The following is a 24,271-nucleotide window of genomic DNA, read 5'->3' as shown; positions in this document are numbered from 1 at the left end:
CAAAACCCCGTAGAGCAGCCCCCATTTGATGTTGGGCAGCGTCACATGCCAGAAGGTCTGCCAGCCGGATGCGCCCAAGGACAGTGCTGCCTCCTCGTCGCTACTGCCCTGTTCCTGCATCAGCGGGATCAGCTCGCGGGCGACGAAGGGGAAGGTGACGAAGACGGTGGCGAGCACCAGCCCGGGCACGGCAAAGAGGATCTGGATGCCGTGGCTCTGCAGCCACGGCCCAAGGAAACTGTGCGAGCCGAACAGAAGCACGAAGACGAGGCCGGAGATGACAGGAGAGACCGAGAACGGCAGGTCGATCAGCGTCGTCAGGAAGGCCTTGCCCTTGAACTCGAACTTGGCGATCGCCCAGGCGGCGGCAACCCCGAAGACGAGGTTGAGCGGCACGGCGATGGCGGCAACGATCAGCGTCAGGCGGATGGCCGAGAAGGTTTCGGCGTCGCCAAGGGCCGAAACGAATTCGCCCACCCCCTTGCGCAGCGCCTCGGTGAAGACGGCGGCAAGCGGCAGAAGCAGGAACAGCGCGACGAAGGCCAGCGCCGTGATCGTCAGCGTCAGCCTCGCAAAGCGGCGTTCCGAGGTGGCCGCCGCCAGTTCTGGCAAAGCGGGCTGTGGGCCGGACGCCGGCTGCGGACCTGAGGCGGGCAGGGGGCTGGCGGTCAGGTCATGCGACATAGACATATCTCCGCCGGCTCCAGGCCTGGATCGAGTTGATGAGGAGCAGCATGGAGAAGGAGATCACCAGCATGACGGCGGCAATGGCGGTGGCGGCCGGATAGTTGAACTCTTCGAGCCGGATGACGATCAGAAGCGGCGCGATCTCGGAGACATAGGGCAGGTTGCCGGCAATGAAGATCACCGAGCCGTATTCGCCGACGCCGCGGGCAAAGGCGAGCGCAAAGCCGGTGAGGCTGGCCGGCAGCAGACCCGGCAGAAGCACCCGGCTGATCGTCTGGAAGCGGCTGGCGCCGAGGGTGGCGGCGGCCTCCTCCACCTCCTTGTCGATCTCTTCCATGATCGGCTGCACGGTCCTGACGACAAAGGGCAGACCGACGAAGATGAGCGCGATGACGATGCCGGCGGGGGTGAAGGCAACCTTCAGCCCGAGCGGCTCGATGAACTGGCCGATCCAGCCGTTCGGGGCGTAAAGCGTCGTCAGCGCGATGCCGGCAACGGCGGTCGGCAGCGCAAAGGGCAGGTCGACCATGGCGTCGATCACCCGCTTGCCGGGGAAGCGATAACGCACCAGCACCCAGGCGAGGATGACGCCGAAGACCAGGTTGATGACGGCGGCGACAAAGGCTGTGCCGAAGGAGATCTTCAAGGCGTTGAGGGTGCGCTGATCGAGCGCCAGCTCGAAGAACTTGGCCCAGCCGAGCCCGCTTGCGCGAAACACCAGTCCCGACAACGGGATCAACACGATCAGAACCAGCCAGCTCAGCGTGATCCCGAGCGACAAACCAAATCCAGGCAAAATACTCGGCTGGCGAAACCGCCAGGGCGCAACTTTCTTCGCTTCCGTCAACGACACGACCTTCTGCATAACTCGGAACTACAGTCGCCGCGGCCTGACGCAAAAGCTGGCGCAGCGACAGAATATGCGCAGCCGGTTGCCCGGCTGCGCATTGGGTTCAGGGGTTATTGGCCCGGCTTGTAGAGCTGGTCGAAGACGCCGCCATCGCCGAAGAATTTCGGCTGGGCTTCCTTCCAGCCACCAAAGTCTTCGATGGTGACCAGCTTCAAGTCACCGAAGCGTTTGATGTCAGCCGGATCGGCGGCTTCCGGCTTGAACGGCCGGTAGTAGTGCTTGGCGGCGATCTTCTGGCCCGCGTCGCTGTAGAGGTAGCCGAGATAGGCTTCCGCCACCTTGCGCGTGCCCTTGGCATCGACATTGCCGTCAACGAGTGCGACCGGCGGTTCGGCCTTGATCGAGATCGACGGCGTGACGATTTCGAATTTGTCGGGGCCGAGTTCCTCGAGCGAGAGATAGGCCTCGTTTTCCCAGGCGAGAAGCACATCGCCAAGGCCGCGCTGCACGAAGGTCGTCGTCGACCCGCGTGCGCCCGTGTCGAGCACCGGAACGTGCTTGAACAGTTCCGTCACGTATTCCTGGGCTTTCGCTTCGTCACCGCCATTGGCCGAACGGCCATAGGCCCAGGCTGCAAGGAAATTCCAGCGCGCGCCGCCCGAGGTCTTCGGGTTCGGCGTGATCACCTGGATGTCCGGCTTGACCAGATCGCCCCAGTCCTTGATGCCCTTGGGGTTGCCCTTGCGCACCAGGAAGACGATCGTCGAGGTGTAGGGCGCACTGTTGTTCTCGAACTTCGTCTTCCAGTCTGCCGGGATCTTGCCGGTTTCCTTGGCGATCGCGTCGATGTCGGCTTCAAGCGCCAGCGTCACGACGTCGGCCTGCAGGCCGTCGATGACCGAGCGGGCCTGCTTGCCCGAGCCGCCGTGCGACGTCTGGATCGTCACGGTCTCGCCGGTATCGGCCTTCCACTTCTCGGCGAAGGCCGCGTTGAAGTCCTTGTAAAGTTCGCGTGTCGGGTCATAGGACACGTTCAAGATCGTCGTGTCGGCAAATGCTACACTCGCAGCGCCGAGCTGCAGGCCTCCGAGCACAATTGCCAGTCCCACCATTCCGGTAATTCGTCCAAAGACCATTTCGACCTCCATTGGTTACCAGATAAAACTATCAATTTTGTCGACTGCTACAACGTAAACGGATGACGCCTGACAGCGCTATGGGGAAATGTCCTATCGTTCTGCCGGGTTTTTCCGGAACGGTTTGCCTGCAACCGGCCGATCGGCAGCGCCAAGCCGTACGGACAGTAACATGGCAAGGGTCTTGCGCCTGTCCAGTGTGAATCGTTGAACGCCAGAAATATTCCTTGACATGAATATTCTTAGTGAAGAATATTTATCGCATGGAACAGCTAACCTCAGCCCTTGCGGACAGCGCGCGGTGGCGCATTCTGGAGCTTCTCGCGCAGCGCCCCCGGTCGGTGGGCGAGCTTGCGGAGTTGACCGGGCTGCGCCAGCCGCAGGCGACCAAACACCTCCAGACCTTGGCGAGCGTCGGCCTCGTCTCCGTGTTTCCGCTCGGTCAACGTCGGGTCTATGCCATTGAGCCCGCGCCGCTTGCCGATCTCGCACAGCGTTTGCGCCTGTTGATCGAGACGGCCGGGGCAAACAGCGGCGAGAGGGATGTCGTTGCCCGCTACCAGGCGGCAATCGCAGCCGATGCGGTGAAGGCGGACAGGGACAGTTGGGCGGACGGCCGCACGTTCTTATTCGAGCGCGCTTTGCCGGCTTCGCCAGACACGGTCTGGCAGTATTGGACCTCGCCGGGTCTGCTCGCCTCCTGGTGGGCGCCGCCGTCGCTGACGGTGACCGAGTGCGTTCTCGAGCCGAAACCGGGCGGGCGCGCCATTCTCGAATATCGCGATGCCGAAGCGCGCTACCGCTCCGAAGGGCGTGTCCATGCGGCGAAAGAGCCTGAACGCCTTCTGTTCTCGCTCTCGGTGCTCGACGGCGATGGCAATGTTTCCTTTACGGGCCACTACGACATTGGACTTGACGCCACGGAGGGCGGCACCGCGCTCCGGCTCGAATTGCGCATCAGCGAAACGACGGCCGAAGCCTTGCCTTATATTGCCGGCATCGAGACCGGCTGGAGGCAAGTGCTCGACAATCTCGCACGTGCGGTCGATGCCGCGGAGAGACAGCAGAGAGGAAGATGATGACGAAGACGACACGCCGCGTGACAGCAAACTTGGCCCTTACGCTTGACGGCCGATACAACGGTCCTGGTGGAGCGACCGATCTGGGGGCTATCGTCCCCTATGCCGTCACCGATGTCGCGCGCAATCACATGGGCCGCATCTGGAAGACGGCGACGACGGCCGTGCTCGGGCGGCTGAACGCCGAGGGGTTTCTGGGATACTGGTCGACTGTTGCGGACGACACGGAGGCCGACAGCCACGACCGGGATTATGCAAGGTGGCTGCTGGCGACGGAGAAGGTGGTTTTCTCGCGGACCTTGAGTGACGCGCCCTGGGATCGCACCCGGATAGCGAACGGTTCCGTGGCGAAGGCCGTCTCGGAGCTCAAGGCGTCCGGCGAAGGCGACATCCTTGTCAACAGCAGCGCGGGCCTCATCAAGTCGCTTCTTGCGGTCGACATGATTGATCGGCTCTATCTGATGATCTGCCCGGAAGTCGTTGGCGGCGGGCAGCGGCCGTTCGACGACGGGCTGCCAGGCAGCACATGGCGGGTCGCCCACCAGGAGACCGGTAACCGGGGCGAAATCGCACTGGTTTACGACCGTGCCCGCTGACATCGTCGATGTGTTGGGCGCGCCCGGGCGGCGCCGCCAACGGGCGGCATCTGGCTAGAGCACGTGGCCGCGTGCCGCGACTGGCCACACATCCTTGAGCTTGCCGCCTTCGACAATATGGATGGCATCGACCATGTTCGTCACCACGCAGGCGTGGTTGGGCACGATGCGCAGCTGGTCGCCGACCTTCAAGCCGATCGGCCCGTCGGTGACGAGGCGGCCGTGTTCCTCTGAAAGCTGGTCGATGCGGATGTCGTCGCGGCCGAGCACGTGGCCGTAGCCGATCATCCCGAGAAGATCCGAGGTCAGCACCTTGCTGCCGGCATCGATGATCGCGCGGTTGTCGGAAGGCACCGAAACGACCGTGGCAAGCACCGTCAACGCGCAATCGTCCCAGGTGGCGACGTCGCGCGAAACGAGCGAACGGTCGTTGTAGATGTAGGTGCCCGGCCGGTATTCGCTGGCGACGGGGGCGCCCGCCGCATGCATCATGCTCGGCGTGCCGCCAGAGGTAATGGCGGTCACCGCAAGGCCATCGGCTTCGATCCGCTGCTTGGCTTCGCTCATGAAGGCCTGGACCTTTGCCTCGCCGTTGACGGGCGGATAGGTCATCAGACCGGCGAAGACGAGCCCCTTGGCGTCGGCGATCCGGCGCGCGAGCCTCGCCGCGGCCACCGGCGTGCCGACGCCGCAGCGGTCGGCCCCGGTGTTGCATTCGACGAAGACCCGCAACGGCTTGCCCTTGCCGGCGAAGTAGCCCGCAAGCCCGTCGACGACCGCCTCGCTATCGGCGACGACGGCGAGTTGAACGCGGGCATTCAGCCGTTCGAGTCGTACCATCTTGGCTTCGCCGAGAATGTTGTAGGTGATCAGCACGTCCTTGATCCGGTCGCTGCCCTCGACCATCGCCTCGGCCTCGGTCACTTTCTGGCAGGTGATCCCGACGGCGCCTGCTTCCAGCTGAAGCTCGGCCATCTGCGGCAGCTTGTGGGTCTTGATGTGTGGCCGCACGCGGATGCCATGTTTATCCGCATAGGCCTGAAAGCGCTCGATGTTGCGCTTGGCAATCTCGAGATCGACGAGAACGGCCGGCGTTTCGATCGGCAGGGGCATCGCGACTCAACTCCTCATGTGGCGCGGGACGGGCGAAACTAACTCAAGTGCCCTTGACAAGATATGACCTCAGGCATTTGATAGGTCAATCCATTATTCAGGATTGAATTCTTTAGTAATGGAATAATAATCGGGAACCCAAAATGGGGAGAAATGTGATGTTCAAGACCGTTTTCGCGGGCGCTGCCGCTATGGCCCTGACCCTGGCCGGTTCGGCCATGGCACAGGAGCCCGCAAGCAAACTCGACGAGGTTCTGGCGCGCGGCCATCTGGTGATGGGCACCGGCAGTACCAACGCCCCCTGGCACTTCAAGAGCGCCGAGGACAAACTGCAAGGCTTCGATGTCGACATGGGCCGGATCATCGCCAAGGCGCTCTTCGGCGACCCGGACAAGATCGAATACGTCAACCAGTCATCCGACGCCCGCATCCCGAACATCACCACCAACAAGGTGGATATCACCTGCCAGTTCATGACGGTGACAGGCGAGCGCGCCCAGCAAATTGCCTTCACCATCCCCTACTACCGCGAAGGCGTCGGCCTGATGCTGAAGTCCGACGGCAAATACGGCGACTATGCAGCGCTCAAGGGCGCCGGGTCGTCGGTTACGGTCTCGGTCCTGCAGAACGTCTATGCCGAGGCGATGGTCCATGCGGCCCTGCCGGAGGCCACCGTCGACCAGTACGAGTCCGTTGACCTTATCTACCAGGCGCTGGAATCCGGCCGCGCCGATGCGGTTGCCACCGACCAGTCGTCGCTCGCCTGGTACATGACGCAGAACCCCGGCCGCTACAAGGATGCCGGCTATGGCTGGAACCCGCAGACCTATGCCTGCGGCGTCAAGCGCGGCGACCAGGACTGGCTGAACTTCGTTAACACGGCGCTGCACGAGGCGATGACCGGCGTCGAGTTCGATTTCTATGCGAAGTCGTTCAAGACCTGGTTCGGCAAGGACCTGACGCCGCCGCAGATCGGTTTCCCGGTCGAGTACAAGTAAGTCACGCTCCGGACGACCTTGCGCCTGCTGGGTCGTCCGACCGTCCTTTCGCCGTGGATGGCTGACACATGGGCTACACTTTGAACTTCGCCGCGGTCTGGCGCTCCTTCGATCTTCTGCTCGAAGGCCTGGCGCTCAGCCTCGGCCTCGCCTTTGCGGCGATCCTTGCAGGCTGTGTGATCGGCCTCGTCACCGCTTTCGGGCTGGTCTCCAAGAACGTGGCGCTGCGCAAGCCGGCCGGTCTTTACGTGACCGTGATCCGCAATACGCCGATCCTGGTGCTGGTGCTCTTCAGCTACTTTGCTTTGCCGCAGCTTGGCGTGCGGCTCGGCAAGATCGAAAGCTTCGTATTGACGCTGGCGATTTACTCCGGCGCCTATCTCGCCGAGGTTTTCCGTGGCGGGCTGCTTTCGGTTCCCCCGGGACAGCGCGAGGCGGGGCTTGCGATCGGGCTCACCGAAATGCAGATCCGCACCTCGATCATCCTGCCCCTGATGCTGCGCAACGTGCTGCCGTCGCTTGGAAGCACGATGATCTCGCTGTTCAAGGATACGTCGCTGGCCGCCGCCATCGCCGTACCGGAACTGACCTTCGAGGCGCGCAAGATCAACGTCGAGACCTTCCGGGTGATCGAGACCTGGATCGTTGCAAGTTGCCTCTACGTTGCCACCTGCTCGGTGCTGGCCGCCCTTCTGCGCGCGGTCGAGCGGCGTCTTAGCGTGCCGAGGTGAGCGCCATGGATATCCCAGCTTTCCTCGACCAACTCTGGATCGCCCGCATCCCCCTTCTGAAGGGCCTTGGCGTCTCGATCTCGATCTCGTTCCTCTCGATCGTCGTCGGCACAGTGCTCGGCGTTTTCGTCGGACTGGCGCTCACCTACGGCTACAGGCCGGTGCAATGGGTCGTGCGCGGCTATACCGATTTCATCCGCGGCACGCCTGTGCTGGTGCTGGTGCTTGCCAGCTACTACGTGCTCAGCACCATCGGCATCGATCTCGGACCGTTCCAGGCCGGCATCCTGGCGCTTTCGATCTTCTGCAGTTCGCATGTCGGCGAGCTCGTACGCGGTGCGCTGCAAGCAATCCCCAAGGGGCAGACGGAAGCGGCGAAGGCCATCGGCCTGACGTTCCCGCAGACCTTTGCCTATGTGCTCGGCCCGCAAGCCTTGCGTCAGGCGCTGCCCGCCTGGGTCAATACCGCGGCAGAGATGGTCAAGGCCTCGACGCTGCTGTCGATCATCGGCGTCGCTGAACTGCTGCTGCGAACCCAGGAGCTGATCTCGCGCACCTTCATGAGCCTCGAATTCTACTTCTTCGCCGGCTTCCTCTATTTCGTCATCAACTACAGCATCGAGCGCTTCGGCCGTTACGTCGAACGCAAGACCGCTGTTCCATCGTGAGGCTTCGGTTGCGATGACATTGCTTGAAATCCGCGATCTCCACAAACGCTACGGCACTGTCGAGGTGCTGAAGGGCGTCGACTGCACCATGGCGCAAGGGGAGGTCATTTCGATCATCGGCTCCAGCGGCTCGGGCAAGACCACGATGCTTCGCTGCATCAACATGCTGGAGGAGTTTCAGGGCGGCTCGATCCGCATCGACGGCCAGGAGATCGGGTATGAGAGCGTCGGCGGTACGCGTCGGCGCAAGAAGGAAAAGGAAATCGCCCGTCAGCGGGCGATGACCGGCATGGCCTTCCAGCAGTTCAATCTCTTCCCGCATATGACTGCCGCGAAAAACGTCATGCTCGGCCTCATCAAGGTTCGCGGCATGGGCCGCGATGAAGCGCGTGCCGTCGCCGAGAAATGGCTCGACCGTGTCGGGTTGCTATCGCGCATGGACCACTATCCCGGACAGCTTTCAGGCGGCCAACAGCAGCGCGTCGCGATCGCCCGGGCAATCGCCATGAACCCCAAGCTGATGCTGTTTGACGAGGTCACCTCGGCGCTCGATCCCGAACTTGTCAACGAGGTGCTGCAAGTCATCAAGGGCCTGGCCGAAGACGGCATGAGCATGCTGCTCGTCACCCACGAAATGCGCTTTGCCTATGAGGTCTCCACACGGGTAATCTTCATGAACCAGGGGCGCATCGCCGAAGAGGGTAACCCCAGGGACATGTTCGTGAAGCCGCAGACCGAGCGTCTGGCGGAGTTCTTGAAAAGCTCGTCCTTCAATTGATGTCGGTTGCAGGCTGACACGATCCGGCTGCCGCGGACGCGGCGGCCGGCTCCTGTCCGAGGCTGCGCGTCAGTCCTCGGCGAGCGACCTCCCGCTCTCGGGATCGAAGAGATGCAAGACGTCAGCGTCAACGGTAAAGGCGCGGTCTTCGCCGGCCGTGACGGCGCTGCGTGGCGGCAGGCAGGCGGTGATGCGCTGATCGCCGATGCACGCCGTCGTGACGAGTTCGGGACCCGTCAGTTCGACCACTTCGACGAGGGCTTTGAATTGCGGCCCGGTTTCATCGCCATTGGAAACCCGCAGCGCCTCCGGCCGAATGCCGACCTTGACGCGCTGGCCTTCGACAACGACGTCGCGGAAGCGGCCGGGCAGGGCGATTGGCTGGTTGTCCCCCGGGATCGACAACTGCCCTTTTGATACGGTCGCATCGAGGATGTTCATTGGTGGAGAACCAACGAAGCCAGCGACATAGAGCGTGGCCGGCCGGTCGTAGATTTCCTCCGGCGTGCCGAGCTGCTCGATCCTCCCGTCGCGCATCACGGCGATGCGGGTTGCCAGCGTCATCGCCTCGATCTGGTCATGCGTGACGTAGACGACCGTGGTCTTCAGCATCTGGTGCAGGCGCTTGAGCTCCGTGCGCATCTCCATGCGCAGCTTGGCGTCGAGATTGGAAAGCGGCTCGTCGAAGAGGAAGACCTGTGGGTTGCGCACCAGCGCCCGGCCGATCGCGACCCGTTGGCGCTGGCCACCGGAAAGCTGGCTCGGCTTGCGCTCGAGCAGGTTTTCGATCTGCAGCAGCTTTGCCGTTTCCTTGACCGCCTTTTCGCGCTCGACGACCGGAACCTTGCGCATCTCCAGGCCGAAGCCGATATTCCGCGCGACGCTCATGTTTGGGTAGAGCGCGTAGGACTGAAACACCATGGCGATGTCGCGGTCCTTCGGGTGCGCGCCGAGAATGGAACGCTCGCCGATGCGGATGTCGCCGCCGGTCGGCTCTGCGAGGCCGGCAATGATGTTGAGCAGGGTGGATTTGCCGCAACCGGACGAGCCGAGCAGCACCAGGAATTCGCCGCTCTCCAAAGCGATGTCGATGCCCTTTAGCGTCTCGACTTCGCCGTAGCGCTTGTGAATGTTCTCAATCGCGAGCGCGCTCATGCGCCGGCCTCCTCAAGGAAAGATGAAAGCGGTTTGCCGTAGCTGCGCGGAAGGGTGGAGATCGCCTCGGACGCAATGGCAACGCCGGTGCGGAGGCAGGCCGCGAGCGGCATCTCCGCGGCAAGCGCCGCCAGGAAACCGGCATTGAAGACGTCGCCCGCGCCGATTGTATCAACGACGGTGACGGCGGGTGCTGTGGCGGATGAGAGACGGCCCTCGGCGTCGATGGCGATCGCGCCGTGCGGGCCGCGCTTGACGACGACGATCGCGCCTACGGGCATGTGCACCTTCAAATCGTGCGCTGCCTCGGTTGGGTCGGTAATGCCGGTCAGCGTGGTCGTCTCGACCTCGTTGAAGAGCGCCAGCCGGCATCGCTTCAGCCAGCCGATTGTCGCGTCGCAATTCGCAGCAGTCCAGCCGTCGAGCGGCCAGCCGGTGTCGAGCGCGACCGCGATGTCGTGCGCGTCTGCCCAGTCGAAAAAGCGGTCATAGTCTGCCGTCAGCGCGTCTGTCAGGAAAGAACCGGTCAGAAGCGCGTAACCGCCCCGCAGTTTCTCGCCGTCGAGCATGGTGCGCACTTCCTCGAAGGTGAACAGCGGCAGGTGACCACGCGTGGTAAAGAAGGTCCGTTCGCCGTCGGGGTGGGTGATGCCGACCGACAGTGTGGTGCCAACGTTCTCGACAGGCCACGACGCTGACCGCCCCGGGAACGCCTCCTTGAGCCAGGTCCCGAACTGGTCGTTGCCGACATTGGCGGCGATTGCATAATCGACGTCGAGCGAATCCCAGGCAAGCGCGCTGTTGCCGGCGCAGCCGCCGACGCGCAACTCGTCGTGGTCGACGATGATTTCGGTGCCGGCCTTCGGCCAAGGGGCCGCCGGCCCAAGAATGAGGTCGACATTGGCGTTGCCGACCACGGCAAGAGGACGCATTGTTATTCGCTCCGGGTAATCTTGGTCGAGCGCACCGGCGTACCGGCATTCTCGACGCGGGCCGCCGCAAAGGCGATCATGAAGGATTGGGCGACCGGCAGCATGGAGAAGATCGCCGACATGCCGGTGGCGGGCTGAAAGGCGATGGTGCTGACGCCTTCGATTGGGGCCTCGCCGGAGGCATCGAACACGACGACCGGGGAGCCGGCCTCGGAGGCGGAGATCGCCATGGCCTTCACGAGCCCGGCAGTCGCATCGGCTGCGCGAAAGAGCACGACGCCGACCGAGGGCCCCAGCATCTCCATCGGCCCGTGGCGAAGCTGGCCGCCTTCGAGCGAGAAACAGGGCAGGCGCGACAGTTCGGTCAGGCCGAGCCCGATCGCCTCGGCAAGTCCCTGCAGGCGACGACCGGAGGTAACGATGGACCGGACGTTGCTGAGGGCCGAGAGCGCTGCCGTTGTATCGGGCGATTGCGGCTGTTCGAGCGCATAGAGGGCGGCGGACGGGTCGTCGCCGAGGGCGGCGAGAATAGAGAGATGCAGGGCGAAGCTGATCGTCAGGCTGCGGGTCGCGGCAAATGCCTTTTCCGTTCCGCCGACGCCGACGAGCGACGGCGCGTTTCTGGCCAGGAATGAACTGCCTTCCAGTGTGAGGCCAAATGTGTTCGGTGTCGCGCCATTGGTCTGCGAGAACCAGCGCAGCACTTCGGCACTTTCACCTGACTGGGACGTCACCAGGATCGTCTTGCCCTCGATTGAGAGCGGCTGGCCGAGCTGTTCGGAGAGCGGCAGGGCGACGGCGTCGATGCCATGGTCACGATAGAGCGGTTCAAGCGCGCGGCCGACGGCGTGCGAGCCACCCATGCCGAGCAGCAGCAGTTTACCGGTCGCCTTCAACGACGCGGCGATACGGCCCGCCAGCTCGCCCGCCTGATGGACGGAGGCGATGGCGTCGGCGGCCTGGCGTTCCATTTCGCGGTCGATCGCGACGAGCCCGGACGGGCGTTCCGAAGTGGTCATGGTCATCATCCCTTAACACCGCCGCTGGTGAGCCCGGATATCAGGGCGCGTTGCATGACGAGGCCGATCAGCACCGGGGGCAGGGCGGCAAGCACCCCGGCGGTTGCGATCAGGCCGTAATCGGAGACACGGCCGCCGGCGAGATCGGAAATGGCAACCGTGAGGGTTTTGGCGCGCAGGTCGGAGGTGAAGAGCAGCGCGTAGAAGAATTCGTCCCAGGCCAGCAGGAAGGCAAAGAGCGCCGAAGTCGCCATGACCGGTGCTGCAAGCGGCAGCGTGATGAGCCTCAGGATCTGGTCGAGACGGGCGCCATCGATCATCGCCGCACTTTCGATCTCTTTCGGAATGGAATCGAAGCCCGACTTCAATAGCCAGGTGGTGAAGGGCGCCAGAATGGTGAGGTAGACGAGGGCGAGGCCGAAGATCGAGTTCAAGAGGCCGAGATAGGCAAGGCCCATATAGAGCGGCACGGCAAGGGCCACCGGCGGTAGCATGTAGGTGGCGATGACGCCGTAGAGCGACCAGGAGACGTTGGCGGTGCGCGAAACCGCCCATGCCGCAGGTATCGCGACTGCAATCGCCGCCAGCGTCGCCATGCCGGCGACCTTCAGGCTGTTGAACAGCGAGGCGGTGAAGGACGCGCCGGCGCTGTTTTCGATTGTCGACAGCAGCACCTGATAGCGCGACAGGTCGATCTCGTTCGGCCACCAGTTGAGCGGCTTTGTCGAAAGGTCGGCGGCCGACGAGATGCTCATGACGAAAAGCCAGAGGACGGGCGCGAGGATGACGGCTGCCAGAAGCAGCGCTGCGGCGTAGACGAAAACGGTGAAGAGTGGGCTCTGGCGTTCCATCACGAAGCTCCTGCGGCTTTGCGCACCATGGTCGCGTAGGCGACGGCGAGCACGGTGACGAGCAGCGTCACGATCAGCGCCAGAGATGCGCCCGAGCCGGCCCGCTGGAACGAGAAGGCTTCCTGGTAGACCAGGATCGACAATGTGCGGGTGCTGTTGGCCGGCCCGCCACGGGTCATCACCCAGATCAGGTCGAACACCTTGAAGGCCTCGATCGTGCGCAGCACCAGGGCGACCAGCAGGGGACCGGCGAGATAGGGCATGATGACGTAGCGGAAACGGTTGAGCGGCCCGGCGCCGTCGACGAGCGAGGCGGCAGTGATGTCGCGCGGCACGGCCTGAAGGGCGGCGAGCGCAATTAGCGCGACCAGCGGAAAATTCTTCCAGCAGTCGGCGATGATCAGCGCCGTCAGCGCCGAACCGGGTTCGCCGAGCCAGGAGCGGTAGCTGTCGATCAGCCCGAGTTGTGTCAGGGCCGCGTTGAGCGCGCCGTATTCCGGATTGTAGATCAGCCGCCACAGCGTCGCATTGACCACGGTCGGCAGCGCCCAGGGCAGGATCATCAGCGCCCGAAGGGCGGTGCGGCCGCGAAATTGCTGGTTAAGCAGCAGGGCAGCCAGCACGCCGATAACCATTTCGGCGGTGACCGAGACGACCGCAAACCAGGTCGTCGTCAACAGCGCGCGCTGGAAGTTCGAGCCGCCAAGCACCTTGGCATAGTTGTCGAAACCGACGAATGTGCCTTCCGTTCCGACAAGCTTGGCGTCGGTGAAGGACAGCCTGACGGTATCGATCAGCGGCCAGCCGATGACAGCGATCATGACCACCAGCAGCGGCAGCATGAGCAGCCACGCGCGCGTCGTTATCCAGGTGCCGGACATAGATGGGAACCTCTCGGGCCTTCAGGCCCGTCATGCTAGCGCATACCGTCTCAAATCGTCATCGACTTGAGCTGACGTGCATCGATTTGGATTGCTGCAGACACGGCTCCGCCGTGCATCGATCCCGCGGTCCCCGGGCGGTTTCCCGCCCGGGGCTTGGGAGGGCGGCTCAAAGGCCGCTGTTGTCGGCCGCCGTTTTCAGCGCGTCTTCCGCAGAGGCCTGACCCAGAAGCGCTTCCTGGATCGCTTGCTGAAGGGCAGTCGAAAGCTCCTGGTACTTCGGCGTCGTCGGGCGCGGGTACATCGCTGCAAGGCCGAGCTTGGCGGCGCCGATCAGCTCTTCCTGACCCTTGGTGACGCTGGCATCCTCATAGGACGAGGCCCAGATTGGCAGGCTGAGCTTGGCATAGGCGTTCTGCGTCTGCTGCGAGGTCATGTGGACGATGTATTTCCACGCTTCGTCCGGGTGCTTGCTGGTCGAGGTGATGCCAAGGCCCATCGAGCCGTTGACGGCGGAGACTTCGCTCTTGCCGGCAACGCCCGGCGCCGGGACGACGCCGACCTTGCCGGCAACCTTGCTTTCCTTCGGGTCGTTGGCAAGGTTGTACATGTAGGTCCAGTTGAGCGCGAAGGCGGCCTCACCGTTCTGGAACACCTTGCGGACGTCCTCTTCGAGGAATTCCTTGGAGTTCGGATTGGTGAGACCGGACTTGTAGCTCGTCACCATGTAGTTGAGCGCGTCGAGACCGCCGCCCGTCGTAAACGCAGGCTTGCCGCCGTCGATGAACTTGCCGCCATAGGCGCTGACAAGGGTGGTGTAGTCGCAGATCGCAGCTTCGGCCTGTGACCAGCTCCAGGCGATCGGCGCTGCAAGCAGACCCTTGTCTTTGATCACCTTCGCCTGTTCGGCAAGCTCGTCCCAGGTCTTCGGAGGGGTTTTGATGCCGGCCTTTTCCAGGATTTCCTTGTTGTAGAACAGGTATTTGGTGTCGAGGATCCAGGGCATGCCGTAGCGCTTGCCGTCATATTCGACCGTCGTCCAGGCGCCGGGTAGGACGCCGGACTTCATCTCGCCGGTGATCCGGTCCGTGACGTCGACGAGCACCTTGTTGGTGGCGTATTCGGCCGGCCAGATCACGTCGAAGAGCACGACGTCGTAGCCGCTGCCCGACCCTTGCGCCAGCACCGCCTTGTCGTGCAGGCCTTCGTAAGGCACGAATTCGAGGTTGACCTTGACGTCCGGATTGGCCTTGGTGAAGGCTTCGGTCATGGCACGCACATCCGCCTCGCTATAGGCGGCCTGGGCCATGAACAGCGCGTTGAGTGTCGTTTCCGCATGCGCGTGACCGGCAAAGGACAGGCCAGCAAGGGTCGCGCAAAGCAGTGTCGTTCTTATCGATTTCAACATTCCTACCTCCAATATCTAAGCGTTTCAGATTTCCCGGCGCGCCTCTTCGGCCCGCCGTATGCGAGAAATCCGCCCGTTAACGGCGGTTATCGACATTTCAATCGGAGCGCCTGCGGCAGCATTTCGCCGTCGCCTTCGTTCCCCCGGAGCTCTTTGCGGCTCCCATTAAGTCAATTGTCTTGACTTATTTTTTGTTCAATATTCTAACAGTGTCAAGAGGGGTTTGTGGATGAATGATATGCGCCTGATCCGGGCGAAGAGCGGCACCAACCAGGAGGGGACCAGCGCCCACAACCGGCGTGTCATGATCGACGCGTTGCGGCTGAACGGGCAATTGTCCCGCGCTGACCTTGCCCGCGCGACGGCGCTCACGAAGCAGACGGTTTCCAATATCATCGAGGATCTGGAGCGAGACGGCCTGGTCGAATCGCTCGAAGCCGTGCGCAACGGTCGCGGGCAGCCCTCGACGCCCTATCGCCTGGTGCCGGAGGGCGCTTTCGCGATCGGCCTGCAGATCGATCGGCACGTGACGCGCACGATCGCAGTCGACCTTGTCGGCCGTGTCCTGACCCGCGGTGAGGCCAACCTGCCGGCCGGAGGGCCTGCGACAGGCGTGCGGACAATTCTGGAGCTGATCGAGAAGACCCGGCGCGATCTGGCGGCGATTGCACCGCAGTCGGAAGACCGCCTCGTTGGCCTTGGAGCAGCGATGCCCGGCCCCTTCGGCATCGAGGCGGATGCCGACGATCCCTGGATGATGGCCGCCTGGCAGAATTTCCCGCTGCTGGAAACGCTTGCCGCAGGCACGGGCCTCGATGTCGGCCTGCAGAACGATGCGGCGGCGGCTGCGACCGCCGAGCGCATGGTCGGGGCGGCGCATGGCATAGACCAGGCGATCTGCATCTATTTCGGCTATGGCCTGGGGGCCGGATTGATCCTTAACGGCGAGCTCTACCGCGGCGCCAACGGCAATGCCGGCGAGATTGGTATGATCCTCAGCCTGCCGCGCGGGGCAACGTCGGCCGAGCGAATGCCGCTCGAACACCGGGCCTCGATCGCCTCGCTCTGCAAACTGCTCGAACTCGACCCCGCCGATCCGGAGCTCTACGATCACATCGATACCGTCGCCGCGCAACCGGACGATCGGCTAAGCCGATGGATCGGTGCGGCCGCCTTCGAGATGCGCGCGGCGGTCCAGACGCTGGAAACGATCTTCGATCCGCAGACGGTGATCCTGTGCGGTGGCCTTCCCCCGGGACTGGCGCGCTTAATGGTCGATGCGATGATGCCGCTTTTGCCGTCGATCGCCGAGCGGCGCGACCGCAGCCTGCCGCGCCTTCAGATCGGCTTTACCGATCCCTGGGCGGTGGCGATCGGGGCTGCCGCCGAGCCGATCAGCCGCACCTTCGATCCGCGCTTCCAGGCGATCCTGAAAACGCGCGAGCACGCCGCAGTGTAATTGCGGAGCGGTCAGGTTCTGGGCTCGTCCAGGCGGGCGAGTTCGGCATATCCCGCGGCCAGAAAATCGAGTAACGCGCACCGAAGGAAGCAGGCCGCGGCGGGAGGGAAAGACGGCGTGAATGACGCCGGCCGACGATACCCAGCAATGGGCGGAGATCTACGCCAAGATCTTCCCGGCAATCCGTTGCTGGTCGAAAGCTACGTGAAAGCGCAGCAGGTCGAGAAGGAGCACGAGCAGCTCGCTTCTGCCCGCGGCCAATCGCACGGCAGAACCATAATTGCAGACACCCACGGCAGCCGATCTGTCGTGGGTGTCAATGTTGTCCGCCGAGGGGTCAGGCCGTCAGCGGCGGTCGAGTTCCAGGATGGTCTGAAACAAGACTTCCGCGCCGCGAGCGCATTCCCCGGGTGAGGTGTATTCGGCCTCGTTGTGCGACAGGCCGTCCTTCGACGGCACGAAGATCATCGCCGTCGGCGTGATCGTCGCGATATGTGCCGCGTCATGTCCCGCGCCGGAGACGACGTCGGTTGCCGAATAGCCGAGCGTCTCGGCGCTGCCGCGTACCGCTTCGACGACCGACGGGTCGAAGACGACGGGCGCCTTCGACCAGATGCGTTTCAACTCCGCACCCGCGCCGGCCTTGAGGACCGCGTCTTGCAAGGCGCTCTCCATCTGCTCGAGGCCCGCATCTGAGGGGTGGCGCATGTCGATCTGTAGCCGGACGGAGCCCGGCACGACGTTGCGTGAATTGGGGCCGACCTCGACGAAGCCGACGGTGCCGACACCCGGCGGATTTCGGCGGGCAATGTCGCGAACCGCAAGCACGATTTCGGCGGCTCTGACCAGAGCATCGTCGCGCTGCGCCATCGGCGTGCTGCCGGCATGAGCCTCGGTGCCCGAGATCACGACATCGAACCAGCGCACGCCCTGGACGCCGGTGACGACACCAATTTCTGTGTCCGACGCCTCCAGCAGAGGACCCTGCTCGATGTGCAGTTCGACATAGGCGGCAAAAGCACTTGGCTCGACCTTTGCCTCGCCACGATAGCCGATGACACCGAGCGCTTCGCCGACTGTTGCACCTTGGCGATCGGCAAGCGCATGGGTGGCATCGAGGGCGAGCGCGCCAGCGAATACGCCGGATCCCATCATCGCCGGCGAAAAGCGTGAGCCTTCTTCGTTCGTCCAATTGACGACGGTCACCGGATGGCGAAGCAGCGTGGACGTTTCCTTCAGCGTGCGCAGCACTTCGACGCCTGCGAGTACGCCGAGAATACCGTCGAAGCGGCCGCCCTGCGGCTGCGTGTCGAGATGGCTGCCGACGGCGATCGCCGGCAGCGACGTGTCCTCGCCGGGATAGGTCGCAAATATGTTTCCGATGGCGTCTATCTCGACCGTGCAGCCGAGCGCCTCGCAGGCGTCGACAAACCAGTCGCGGACCTGCCGGTCCTCTTCGCTCAGCGTTAGGCGGGTGACGCCGCCCTTGTCTGTACCGCCGAAGCGGGCGGTCGAGACGATGTCTTGCCACAACCGGTCACCGTTGGTTGCCGGCGTATTGATGCGCCTGATATCGGCGCGCAACGCATCTGCACTCATTTCGACTGCTCCGGGACGTCCTTGTTGAGCGTGTAGCGGAAGTCGCAGTGGGAAGCGCCCTGCATCACTGTCTGGGTACGCTCAAGCGTGATGCGTGGATCGTAGCCGGTACAGAACACGCCGTCTCGATTGCAGGACAGCAGGTGCCCGATATGGCCGAGCCCCATCTCGCGATAGGTCTCGGCGTAGCGACAGCGCTTGACGTTGTAGTGAAACTCGTCGTCCGTCGCCTTCGTCACCTCGATGACAAGCGCGTCATCCTGGGTCCAAAGGTCCTGCAACTCTTGGAACGTGCGCAGGTTCGTGCCGCCTGGCGTCTTTGCCGCAAAGGTGCGGCCCGCTTCGATCGCTGCCTTGGTGATCGCCTTGTCGAGGATCGCCTGGGCGCGCTCCTCGCCGATCTCCTCGCGCATCGTCTCGTAGATCGGCGCGATGATGCCGGCCTCGATGCGACGTCGCGCAAGAATGCCGATCTCGCCGTCCATCGCCGCTTTCGACGTGGTTTCGGTGCCCTGTTTGTCCGTCTTTTCCATGGAATGCCTCCCTGTCCGCCGTCAGGCTGACCAAACAGGCAAAGAATACTACGCCCGTGAAGCGTCTGTGTTGCAAATCTGTGCCGGAAGCATTTTGCTCCGTGCAAACTTTCTGCGGCTTTCGACCATTCTGTCGAAATGTATAGCGCCATCGCATCGGCGCGCCGACCTCAATCGTCGAGAATCCAGAATCAGCGACGCTGCGTAGCGCCCGATCAGTTCTCGCCGGATGGCGACCACAGGGATGTTCCTGGGGAGTGCGGCGGCGGGTAGGGGGTAAGCAATTGGCGAAGGCGACCGTGGACAGACAGCGCCGGACGTCGACGCATCAGTGGCTCGTTGGCAACGGGGCATCCAGCACCGGATTGAGGGCCGGCAACTCGCCTGTCGGCGTGTTGGGGTCAGCGGAGCTTGCCTCCAGCCAAAGTTGTCGGGCGCTCTTCAGGCCGGCTCGCAAACGCCCGAGATCGGGGTTTTCATGGTGCGAGTGCGCGGCGCCGTAGCGGCTTTGCCGATGGCGCGCGAAGGCGGTTCTCGTCTCAACGTCGCCAAACCTGTCGAGCCAGCGCGACAGAGGCACGTTGCCGGTCTTGCGCGACCATCCGTCAAGGGCCGCCTCCAGCCGGGCCGCATCGCGCTCGCGGCAGGCGTCGAGCACCCGGCGGAAGGCCGTCGGCTCTGATTGGGCACGCTGCGCGAGCGCCGTCTCTGTCCACGTGACGAGACGGCCGAACAGACTGGCCGCGAGCTGGATAAGAAGAGCGCAGGCGACAACCGCGGCTGCAACGCCGACCCACCAGAGCCAGTCGATCCGTTCTTCAGCCGGCGGAGGCGCAGGCGGAGCAAGGCCTTGGTCTTCTGCCGCTGCCGGTGCCGCCGCGACCGTGATTTCGGCGCCGTCAGCCTGGGCCGTCTCGGTCTTGCCGGTTGCCGGGTTGAACCATTGCAACGCGATCTCCGGCAGCGCGAATGTGCCCGGCTTGGAAAAGACGTAGGTCGTGGTGTCCTTTCGCAGTCCGGCTGTGATCTCTCCGCGGGAAGTGCGCTCTTCCGAAAGCACCGGATCGTGCGCATAGATCTGCACCCCGTCGGGCGCGTCGAATTTGGGCACCGGGATCATCATCGGCGCAAGGCCGGCGGCGTGGATCGTCACCGTGCGAACGAGCGCGTCGCCCGCGTGCAGGCCCTTGAGATCCCGGTCGAAGGTCTGCATGATCGTCAGTTCTCCAGCCGTGACGCCAGGCGTGCCGCCAGCGCCTCCTGGGACTGCTGCGACCGTAAAGGTAAGTGATGGCACCGTCACCTTGCCCTGGCTTGTCTGGCCGGGCACGGCGGCATAACCGAAGGGGATTACGATCGCTGGCAGTGTGAAATCACCGGCTGCCTGCGGCGTGACGACGTAGGTTTTGCGAATGCCGGAAAAGTCCTCGCCATTGACTGTCTCGTTGAGGTTCAGGCCACGATCGTCGGGCATGGTGACCACCGCGCCCGGAATGTCGAACAGCGGAAATTGCGGCGGCGAGAGAAAATAGTTCGGCACGAAAACGTCGATGTCGATTTCCACCTGCTGGCCCGCGTAGAGCGTGCCCTTGGTCGAAAGCGTTGAGCGGGCGAAGGGATCGGCCGCAACCGACACCCCTGCAAGCGAAAACGAGATGACGACGAACCAGAGGGTCATTCGGGCGAGGGCGACAAAGGTGCTCACGGCGTCGTCTCCTTCGCCTCGATCGCGAACTTGCGTGCCAGCAGTTCGGCGGGGGAGACCTGGATGTTGCGCATCCACATGTCGGCGGTCTGGGGGCCGCCCTGCTGCATGGTGGCTTCCTTGCCCTTCTTGCCCTTGTCGTCGAATTGCACCTCGTCCGGATCAATGCCGGCCTGTTCCTGCTGTGCGTCCTTTTCCTGCTTGTCCTTGTCGGCCTTCAGTTTTTGCGCGATCGCCAGGTTCTTCTTGGCGTCCGGCCAGTCCGGCCGGCGCTTCAATGCCTGCTGGTAGGCAGCGATCGCCTCCTCGGTCTTGTCGAGATGCAGAAGCGCGTTGCCCTGGTTGTAGTAGCTTTCGGCCGTTTCGCTCTCGGCGAAGGCGTCGATCGCATCCTGAAACTGTCCGGCGCGGTAGAGCGCGACGCCACGCCAGGCGGGATCGGCAAATTTTTCGGCAGACCCTTGGAAATCGCCGTGTTCAAAAGCTCGGCGTCCCTGCTGGTCCGGCGTCAACCAGAGATCGATGAAGCGGTTGTCGGCAGCCGCCGCCCGGTCGGTGTCCGCAAGCAGCATCGCGGCGACAAGATAGACAGCCCAGCGCACGGTCCAGCCGCGGCGGAACCAGAACAGGCCGATGACGGCAATCGGGATTGTCAGCCACCAGCCGGTGTCGTGCCAGCGCGTCAGGCCTTCGGCGGTCTTGGCGGCAAAGTTCGTCTGGATGCGCCTGACGATCCAGGTGACGTCGGCATCGTCCGCTGTCACCGTCGCGACCTCGGCTTTGGACGCGGACTGCAACGCCTTCAGGCCATCGACATCAAGCTTCGCATGAACGCGGCCGCCGCTCGCGTCCGTCAGAAATCCGCCATCGGCCGTCTTGACCGGCCCGCCCTCGGCCGTGCCGATGCCAAGCACCATCAGGGCATTGCGGCCCTGATACTGGCCGAAGGCTTGCACCGCCGAATGTTCGACGCCGTCGGTCATGAAAAGGATGGTGCCGGGCACTGTTTCATTCGCCAGCGCCTTTTCGACCTCCTGCAACGCCTTGGCGGTATTCTTGCCGTCAACAGGCATGATCTGAGGCGAAAGCGCTGCCAGATAGGTCTTGACGAGTGAGGCGTCGTCAGAGAGCGGCAGAACCATATGGGCAGATCCAGCGTAGGCAAAGAGCGCGGTGCGCGAGCCCTTTCTGAGGTTGAGAATATCCTGGACTTTCAGCTTGGCGCGCTCGAGCCGTGTTGGCGAAATGTCGGTCGCGTTCATGGTTGGATTGAGATCGATCGCGATCGCCAGCGGCGCGGTGTCCTCGACAAAGGGTGGGCGCTCGCGCTGCCAGGTTGGCCCGGCGGCAGCGATCGCAGCGACGGCGATCACGGCGGCGGTGATGTGGACGGGCTGGAAGCGCCGCTTGCCGCCTTTTTCGATCAGCAGGTGATCGAGCAGGTGCGGCGCGATCATGTCTTGCCATTGCGAACGGACGTCGGAGCGCCGGCTGACGAGGAAAACGAGCAGCGGGGCGGCAAACAGAGCCAGCAGCCAGAGCGGCCTTAGGAAGTGGAAATCGGCAATCATGGGCTTGCCTCCTGCCGCCGGCGGCGATCGGCAAGCGAGGACAGGAACCACATGGCGGCGTGATAGGCGAGCACGATGGCGAGCGCCAATCCGAGCGGGTAGTGAAAGAGCTCGATGCGCGGCCGCCAGGAGAGCGTTTTCTGGTTTGCCGGCGTCAACTGATCGAGAAGCTCGTAGATGTTCTGCAGGCTCGCCTGGTCCTGTCCGAAGAAATACCGGCCCTTTGTCACCTCGGCGATTTGCTGGAGCGCCTTCGTGTCGAGCTTCTGCTCGCCCTGAGCGTTGGGGTCGCCGATGCCGACCGTGTGGATCACCACCTTTTTGTCGGCAGCAATGCCTGCGGCCTTGTCCGGCGGCATCTTGCTGGCGGTGTCGTTGCCGTCGGTCAGAAGGATCATCACCTTGTCCGGTGCCGTGCTCGCGTCGAACATCTTGATGGCGAGGCCGATTGCGTCGCCAACCGCCGTACGCGGGCCGGCCATGCCGGGCAGGCTATCGGCCAGCATCAGCTTGACCGTCTTGTGGTCGAGCGTGAAGGGCACCAGCGGATAGGGGGCGTCGCCGAAGGCGATAAGCCCGAGGCGGTCATTGGGGCGTCGGTCGATGAAGTCGGCGACAACAGCATGAACGGCATCGACGCGGGACTGGAGATTGCCCGCGGGATCGTGAAAATCGCGTGTGTCCATCGATTGCGAGAGATCGATCGCCAGCATCAGGTCGCGCTGCGGCTCGGTCTTTTCGAGCGGCGGCTCGACATATTGCGGCCGCGCCAGCGCCAGCACGATCAGCGCCCAGCACACGGGCGCAATCACCTTCTGGCCGATGTTGGTCCGCGGGACCACCGACCCTTCCGTCGGCCCGAGATTTGCCGCCGCCGTGATGTCCTTGAAGAAAGGCATCCGGACCGCGGCCGATTGCTCGCGGTAGGGCGGGATCAGCCACCAGACGAGAAATGGCAACGGCAAAAGGATCAGCGCCCAGGGGTGGTCAAGCACGTACATGATGCGCCTCGATCCAATGTCGTGCCGCGGCAACGTAGGTCCGCGCGTCCGTTTCCGAAACGACGGCGAGCGCCTGGCTGCCGCGATATTCCGCCTCTTCGAAGAACCGCGCCGCGGCGATCGGGAAAACAGGGCCGCCGGAATTGGCGTCGAGGAAGCCGGTCCAGCCTGTGCCATTGAGGCCGGCGATGGTTTCGCGCGGCCAGATCGAGAGCGCTGTGCGCTTGAGAAGGACCGGCAGGGCAACGAGCGCGTGACCACGGGTCGTCGGCGTGGACAGTCCGGCCTCGATTTTCACGAGGTCGGCCAGCGCTTCGCGGCGGTAGCGGTTGGCGAGCCAGCGCCGATACCAGCGCCAGCACGCAAAGGCGATTGCCAGGAGCACGAGAGCGGCGAGCGCCCCCCAGGCCCAGGTATGCGGCATCATCGAGACGGGCTGCGGCATGGCGATGTCGGCGAGATCGCGAAGGGCGGCGTCGAGCAGTGGGTCTCTTTGGGGCGCGGCCGTTGCCATCGCTATCGCCTCCGTTGCCGGCTGGCGAGTTGGCCGAGCATTGCGCGCAGCTGTGGCGCTACTTCTTCGGCGGCCGAAATCGGCAGCATCGGCAGCCCGAGCTCTTCCTGCCAGGCCCGCAAAGCTCGGCCGCGCTTTCGCGCGAAATTGTCGATCGCCTCGCGGACATTGCCGTGGCCGAACTGCACCTCGGCCTGAAGCAGGCCGCCGCTCAAGACCATTTCGCCCTTGCGCGGCAGTTCGAGCAGGAACGGGTCGTAGATGAGGATGGCGATCACGTCGTTGTGCGCCGAGAGCTTCAAGAGCATGTCGCGGGTCTCGAGGCTGTACCCGTCGAAATCGCTGATGACGATGACGAGGTGATCGTGGCGGGCAATGTTGGCGACGGTGGAAAGCACCACATCCAGCTGTTCGGCACCATGCGGCGCCTGGGATCCCGCTTCGAGTGCGGTGTTGTAGCGCACGATGCTGTCGGCAAGCCGGATCACCGCTTCGCGGCTGCGGTAGGGGCGCACCTCCGCGACGGTCTCGTCGCCGAAAACGAAGCCGCCCACCCGGTCGCCGAGGGAGAGCACACGCCAGGCCGAAAGTGCGGCCACTTCTGCAGCGGCAACCGACTTCATCGATCGGCGGCTGCCGAAGAACATGTTGATACGCTGGTCGACGACGATCAGCGCCGGGCGGTCCTTCTCTTCGTCATAGACGCGAACCACCGGCTTGCCCGTTCGTGCGGTCACCCGCCAGTCGATCGCGCGGATGTCGTCGCCGGGCAGATAGTTGCGCAGCTCTTCGAAAGACAGGCCGCGGCCGCGCATGCGCGATTCATGGCGGCCGGCCAGCAGACGGCGCACCGGCGCCTTGCGCAGGAAGGTGAGATCCCGGGCCATGGCCTCGAGACCGACCAGCGCGTCGACCGAGGTGTAGGCGCCGGTGGTATCGGCGGTGCGGCTCCTTAAGATGCCACTGGAACGGCCAAGAGCAGAAAGAGATATGGCCATCGGCAGACC

At 63.7% G+C, this 24,271-nt stretch carries 24 protein-coding genes and 1 pseudogene; 7 read left to right on the top strand and 18 right to left on the bottom strand.

The genetic code is table 11. From position 1 onward, the window contains the following. The 3 genes from VGO04_RS30125 to VGO04_RS30115 form a co-directional block, all read right to left on the bottom strand. Positions 1 to 684, bottom strand: a 684-nt coding sequence (locus VGO04_RS30125; RefSeq protein WP_327499647.1) for a sulfate ABC transporter permease, incomplete at its 3' end; no start/stop codon positions are given. Then, entirely contained in the window at positions 674 to 1,552 is an 879-nt protein-coding gene (gene cysT / locus VGO04_RS30120; RefSeq protein WP_327499646.1) for a sulfate ABC transporter permease subunit CysT, read from the bottom strand. The genes VGO04_RS30125 and cysT, both read right to left, overlap by 11 nt. Positions 1,553 to 1,647: 95 nt before the next feature. Next, entirely contained in the window at positions 1,648 to 2,649 is a 1,002-nt protein-coding gene (locus VGO04_RS30115; protein WP_414650630.1) for a sulfate ABC transporter substrate-binding protein, read from the bottom strand. A gap of 287 nt (positions 2,650 to 2,936) precedes the next feature. Between VGO04_RS30115 and VGO04_RS30110 the strand changes: the two genes are divergently transcribed. Beyond that, complete coding sequence (locus tag VGO04_RS30110) at positions 2,937 to 3,752, top strand: metalloregulator ArsR/SmtB family transcription factor (protein ID WP_327499644.1); 816 nt, start codon at positions 2,937 to 2,939, stop codon at positions 3,750 to 3,752. Further along, positions 3,752 to 4,348 carry a dihydrofolate reductase family protein gene (locus tag VGO04_RS30105; protein ID WP_327499643.1) on the top strand — a complete coding sequence of 199 codons (597 nt, stop codon included), beginning with the start codon at positions 3,752 to 3,754 and terminating at the stop codon, positions 4,346 to 4,348. The genes VGO04_RS30110 and VGO04_RS30105 overlap by 1 nt, the downstream gene beginning before the upstream one ends. Positions 4,349 to 4,402: 54 nt before the next feature. On the opposite strand, the gene VGO04_RS30100 is transcribed toward VGO04_RS30105, so the two are convergent. Further along, a complete protein-coding gene (locus VGO04_RS30100) occupies positions 4,403 to 5,461 on the bottom strand; it encodes a D-TA family PLP-dependent enzyme (RefSeq protein WP_327499642.1) in 1,059 nt (352 codons plus the stop codon). Between the two features lie 158 nt (positions 5,462 to 5,619). Here VGO04_RS30100 and VGO04_RS30095 point away from each other — a divergent pair, with 158 nt between their 5' ends. From VGO04_RS30095 to VGO04_RS30080, 4 genes are all read left to right on the top strand, one after another. Then, positions 5,620 to 6,459, top strand: a complete 840-nt coding sequence (locus VGO04_RS30095; RefSeq protein ID WP_327499641.1) for a transporter substrate-binding domain-containing protein — start codon at positions 5,620 to 5,622, stop codon at positions 6,457 to 6,459. 68 nt (positions 6,460 to 6,527) lie between these two features. Then, positions 6,528 to 7,190, top strand: a complete 663-nt coding sequence (locus VGO04_RS30090) for an amino acid ABC transporter permease (protein ID WP_327499640.1) — start codon at positions 6,528 to 6,530, stop codon at positions 7,188 to 7,190. A gap of 5 nt (positions 7,191 to 7,195) precedes the next feature. Further along, a complete protein-coding gene (locus tag VGO04_RS30085) occupies positions 7,196 to 7,858 on the top strand; it encodes an amino acid ABC transporter permease (protein WP_327499639.1) in 663 nt (220 codons plus the stop codon). 13 nt (positions 7,859 to 7,871) lie between these two features. Next, on the top strand, positions 7,872 to 8,636 hold the full coding sequence (locus VGO04_RS30080) for an amino acid ABC transporter ATP-binding protein (RefSeq protein ID WP_327499638.1): 765 nt from the start codon (positions 7,872 to 7,874) through the stop codon (positions 8,634 to 8,636). A gap of 69 nt (positions 8,637 to 8,705) precedes the next feature. On the opposite strand, the gene VGO04_RS30075 is transcribed toward VGO04_RS30080, so the two are convergent. The 6 genes from VGO04_RS30075 to VGO04_RS30050 all read right to left on the bottom strand — a co-directional run bounded on the left by VGO04_RS30075 (position 8,706) and on the right by VGO04_RS30050 (position 14,882). Beyond that, positions 8,706 to 9,791 (bottom strand): sn-glycerol-3-phosphate ABC transporter ATP-binding protein UgpC, encoded by a 1,086-nt coding sequence (locus VGO04_RS30075; protein ID WP_327499637.1) that lies wholly within the window; start codon positions 9,789 to 9,791, stop codon positions 8,706 to 8,708. Then, positions 9,788 to 10,723 (bottom strand): PfkB family carbohydrate kinase, encoded by a 936-nt coding sequence (locus tag VGO04_RS30070; RefSeq protein WP_327499636.1) that lies wholly within the window; start codon positions 10,721 to 10,723, stop codon positions 9,788 to 9,790. The genes VGO04_RS30075 and VGO04_RS30070 overlap by 4 nt, the downstream gene beginning before the upstream one ends. Positions 10,724 to 10,725: 2 nt before the next feature. Then, entirely contained in the window at positions 10,726 to 11,748 is a 1,023-nt protein-coding gene (locus VGO04_RS30065) for an aminotransferase (RefSeq protein WP_327499657.1), read from the bottom strand. Beyond that, the gene (locus VGO04_RS30060) at positions 11,748 to 12,593 is read right to left on the bottom strand and encodes a carbohydrate ABC transporter permease (RefSeq protein WP_327499635.1); all 846 of its coding nucleotides are present in this window, start codon (positions 12,591 to 12,593) and stop codon (positions 11,748 to 11,750) included. Before VGO04_RS30060 ends, VGO04_RS30065 begins: the two co-directional genes overlap by 1 nt. Next, positions 12,593 to 13,474 (bottom strand): sugar ABC transporter permease, encoded by an 882-nt coding sequence (locus tag VGO04_RS30055; RefSeq protein WP_327499634.1) that lies wholly within the window; start codon positions 13,472 to 13,474, stop codon positions 12,593 to 12,595. Before VGO04_RS30055 ends, VGO04_RS30060 begins: the two co-directional genes overlap by 1 nt. Before the next feature lie 169 nt (positions 13,475 to 13,643). Further along, complete coding sequence (locus tag VGO04_RS30050; RefSeq protein ID WP_327499633.1) at positions 13,644 to 14,882, bottom strand: extracellular solute-binding protein; 1,239 nt, start codon at positions 14,880 to 14,882, stop codon at positions 13,644 to 13,646. 229 nt (positions 14,883 to 15,111) lie between these two features. Between VGO04_RS30050 and VGO04_RS30045 the strand changes: the two genes are divergently transcribed. Continuing rightward, positions 15,112 to 16,341 carry an ROK family transcriptional regulator gene (locus VGO04_RS30045; RefSeq protein ID WP_327499632.1) on the top strand — a complete coding sequence of 410 codons (1,230 nt, stop codon included), beginning with the start codon at positions 15,112 to 15,114 and terminating at the stop codon, positions 16,339 to 16,341. A gap of 11 nt (positions 16,342 to 16,352) precedes the next feature. Here the strand turns inward: VGO04_RS30045 and VGO04_RS33015 are convergent. The 8 genes and pseudogenes from VGO04_RS33015 to VGO04_RS30010 all read right to left on the bottom strand — a co-directional run. Continuing rightward, a pseudogene (locus tag VGO04_RS33015) lies at positions 16,353 to 16,485 on the bottom strand (LysR family transcriptional regulator); the annotation flags it as partial. Between the two features lie 201 nt (positions 16,486 to 16,686). After that, on the bottom strand, positions 16,687 to 17,940 hold the full coding sequence (locus VGO04_RS30040; RefSeq protein WP_327499631.1) for a Zn-dependent hydrolase: 1,254 nt from the start codon (positions 17,938 to 17,940) through the stop codon (positions 16,687 to 16,689). Then, entirely contained in the window at positions 17,937 to 18,473 is a 537-nt protein-coding gene (locus VGO04_RS30035) for an L-2-amino-thiazoline-4-carboxylic acid hydrolase (protein ID WP_327499630.1), read from the bottom strand. Before VGO04_RS30035 ends, VGO04_RS30040 begins: the two co-directional genes overlap by 4 nt. Before the next feature lie 328 nt (positions 18,474 to 18,801). Next, the gene (locus VGO04_RS30030; RefSeq protein WP_327499629.1) at positions 18,802 to 20,178 is read right to left on the bottom strand and encodes a BatD family protein; all 1,377 of its coding nucleotides are present in this window, start codon (positions 20,176 to 20,178) and stop codon (positions 18,802 to 18,804) included. Next, positions 20,175 to 21,749 carry a VWA domain-containing protein gene (locus tag VGO04_RS30025; RefSeq protein WP_327499628.1) on the bottom strand — a complete coding sequence of 525 codons (1,575 nt, stop codon included), beginning with the start codon at positions 21,747 to 21,749 and terminating at the stop codon, positions 20,175 to 20,177. Before VGO04_RS30025 ends, VGO04_RS30030 begins: the two co-directional genes overlap by 4 nt. Beyond that, positions 21,746 to 22,750, bottom strand: a complete 1,005-nt coding sequence (locus VGO04_RS30020) for a VWA domain-containing protein (RefSeq protein ID WP_327499627.1) — start codon at positions 22,748 to 22,750, stop codon at positions 21,746 to 21,748. The genes VGO04_RS30025 and VGO04_RS30020 overlap by 4 nt, the downstream gene beginning before the upstream one ends. Continuing rightward, positions 22,737 to 23,264, bottom strand: coding sequence for a DUF4381 domain-containing protein (locus tag VGO04_RS30015; protein WP_327499626.1), 528 nt, complete (start codon positions 23,262 to 23,264; stop codon positions 22,737 to 22,739). Before VGO04_RS30015 ends, VGO04_RS30020 begins: the two co-directional genes overlap by 14 nt. Positions 23,265 to 23,266: 2 nt before the next feature. Next, positions 23,267 to 24,262, bottom strand: a complete 996-nt coding sequence (locus tag VGO04_RS30010) for a DUF58 domain-containing protein (protein WP_327499625.1) — start codon at positions 24,260 to 24,262, stop codon at positions 23,267 to 23,269. Between the last annotated feature and the right edge of the window lie 9 nt (positions 24,263 to 24,271).

It is taken from the genome of Ensifer sp., from assembly GCF_035999185.1.
Lineage (GTDB): Bacteria > Pseudomonadota > Alphaproteobacteria > Rhizobiales > Rhizobiaceae > Ensifer.
The sequence above is the reverse complement of the archived record's forward strand: the minus strand, read 5'-3'. Positions and strand labels throughout refer to the sequence as shown.

Excerpts from the sequence above, each read along its gene's own strand:
- cysT (WP_327499646.1), bottom strand. The coding sequence starts at position 1,552 with ATGCAGAAGGTCGTGTCGTTGACGGAAGCGAAGAAAGTTGCGCCCTGG.
- VGO04_RS30115 (WP_414650630.1), bottom strand. The coding sequence starts at position 2,649 with ATGGTGGGACTGGCAATTGTGCTCGGAGGCCTGCAGCTCGGCGCTGCG.
- VGO04_RS30110 (WP_327499644.1), top strand. The coding sequence starts at position 2,937 with ATGGAACAGCTAACCTCAGCCCTTGCGGACAGCGCGCGGTGGCGCATT.
- VGO04_RS30105 (WP_327499643.1), top strand. The coding sequence starts at position 3,752 with ATGACGAAGACGACACGCCGCGTGACAGCAAACTTGGCCCTTACGCTT.
- VGO04_RS30100 (WP_327499642.1), bottom strand. The coding sequence starts at position 5,461 with ATGCCCCTGCCGATCGAAACGCCGGCCGTTCTCGTCGATCTCGAGATT.
- VGO04_RS30095 (WP_327499641.1), top strand. The coding sequence starts at position 5,620 with ATGTTCAAGACCGTTTTCGCGGGCGCTGCCGCTATGGCCCTGACCCTG.
- VGO04_RS30090 (WP_327499640.1), top strand. The coding sequence starts at position 6,528 with ATGGGCTACACTTTGAACTTCGCCGCGGTCTGGCGCTCCTTCGATCTT.
- VGO04_RS30085 (WP_327499639.1), top strand. The coding sequence starts at position 7,196 with ATGGATATCCCAGCTTTCCTCGACCAACTCTGGATCGCCCGCATCCCC.
- VGO04_RS30080 (WP_327499638.1), top strand. The coding sequence starts at position 7,872 with ATGACATTGCTTGAAATCCGCGATCTCCACAAACGCTACGGCACTGTC.
- VGO04_RS30075 (WP_327499637.1), bottom strand. The coding sequence starts at position 9,791 with ATGAGCGCGCTCGCGATTGAGAACATTCACAAGCGCTACGGCGAAGTC.
- VGO04_RS30070 (WP_327499636.1), bottom strand. The coding sequence starts at position 10,723 with ATGCGTCCTCTTGCCGTGGTCGGCAACGCCAATGTCGACCTCATTCTT.
- VGO04_RS30065 (WP_327499657.1), bottom strand. The coding sequence starts at position 11,748 with ATGACCATGACCACTTCGGAACGCCCGTCCGGGCTCGTCGCGATCGAC.
- VGO04_RS30060 (WP_327499635.1), bottom strand. The coding sequence starts at position 12,593 with ATGGAACGCCAGAGCCCACTCTTCACCGTTTTCGTCTACGCCGCAGCG.
- VGO04_RS30055 (WP_327499634.1), bottom strand. The coding sequence starts at position 13,474 with ATGTCCGGCACCTGGATAACGACGCGCGCGTGGCTGCTCATGCTGCCG.
- VGO04_RS30050 (WP_327499633.1), bottom strand. The coding sequence starts at position 14,882 with ATGTTGAAATCGATAAGAACGACACTGCTTTGCGCGACCCTTGCTGGC.
- VGO04_RS30045 (WP_327499632.1), top strand. The coding sequence starts at position 15,112 with ATGAATGATATGCGCCTGATCCGGGCGAAGAGCGGCACCAACCAGGAG.
- VGO04_RS30040 (WP_327499631.1), bottom strand. The coding sequence starts at position 17,940 with ATGAGTGCAGATGCGTTGCGCGCCGATATCAGGCGCATCAATACGCCG.
- VGO04_RS30035 (WP_327499630.1), bottom strand. The coding sequence starts at position 18,473 with ATGGAAAAGACGGACAAACAGGGCACCGAAACCACGTCGAAAGCGGCG.
- VGO04_RS30025 (WP_327499628.1), bottom strand. The coding sequence starts at position 21,749 with ATGATTGCCGATTTCCACTTCCTAAGGCCGCTCTGGCTGCTGGCTCTG.
- VGO04_RS30020 (WP_327499627.1), bottom strand. The coding sequence starts at position 22,750 with ATGTACGTGCTTGACCACCCCTGGGCGCTGATCCTTTTGCCGTTGCCA.
- VGO04_RS30015 (WP_327499626.1), bottom strand. The coding sequence starts at position 23,264 with ATGGCAACGGCCGCGCCCCAAAGAGACCCACTGCTCGACGCCGCCCTT.
- VGO04_RS30010 (WP_327499625.1), bottom strand. The coding sequence starts at position 24,262 with ATGGCCATATCTCTTTCTGCTCTTGGCCGTTCCAGTGGCATCTTAAGG.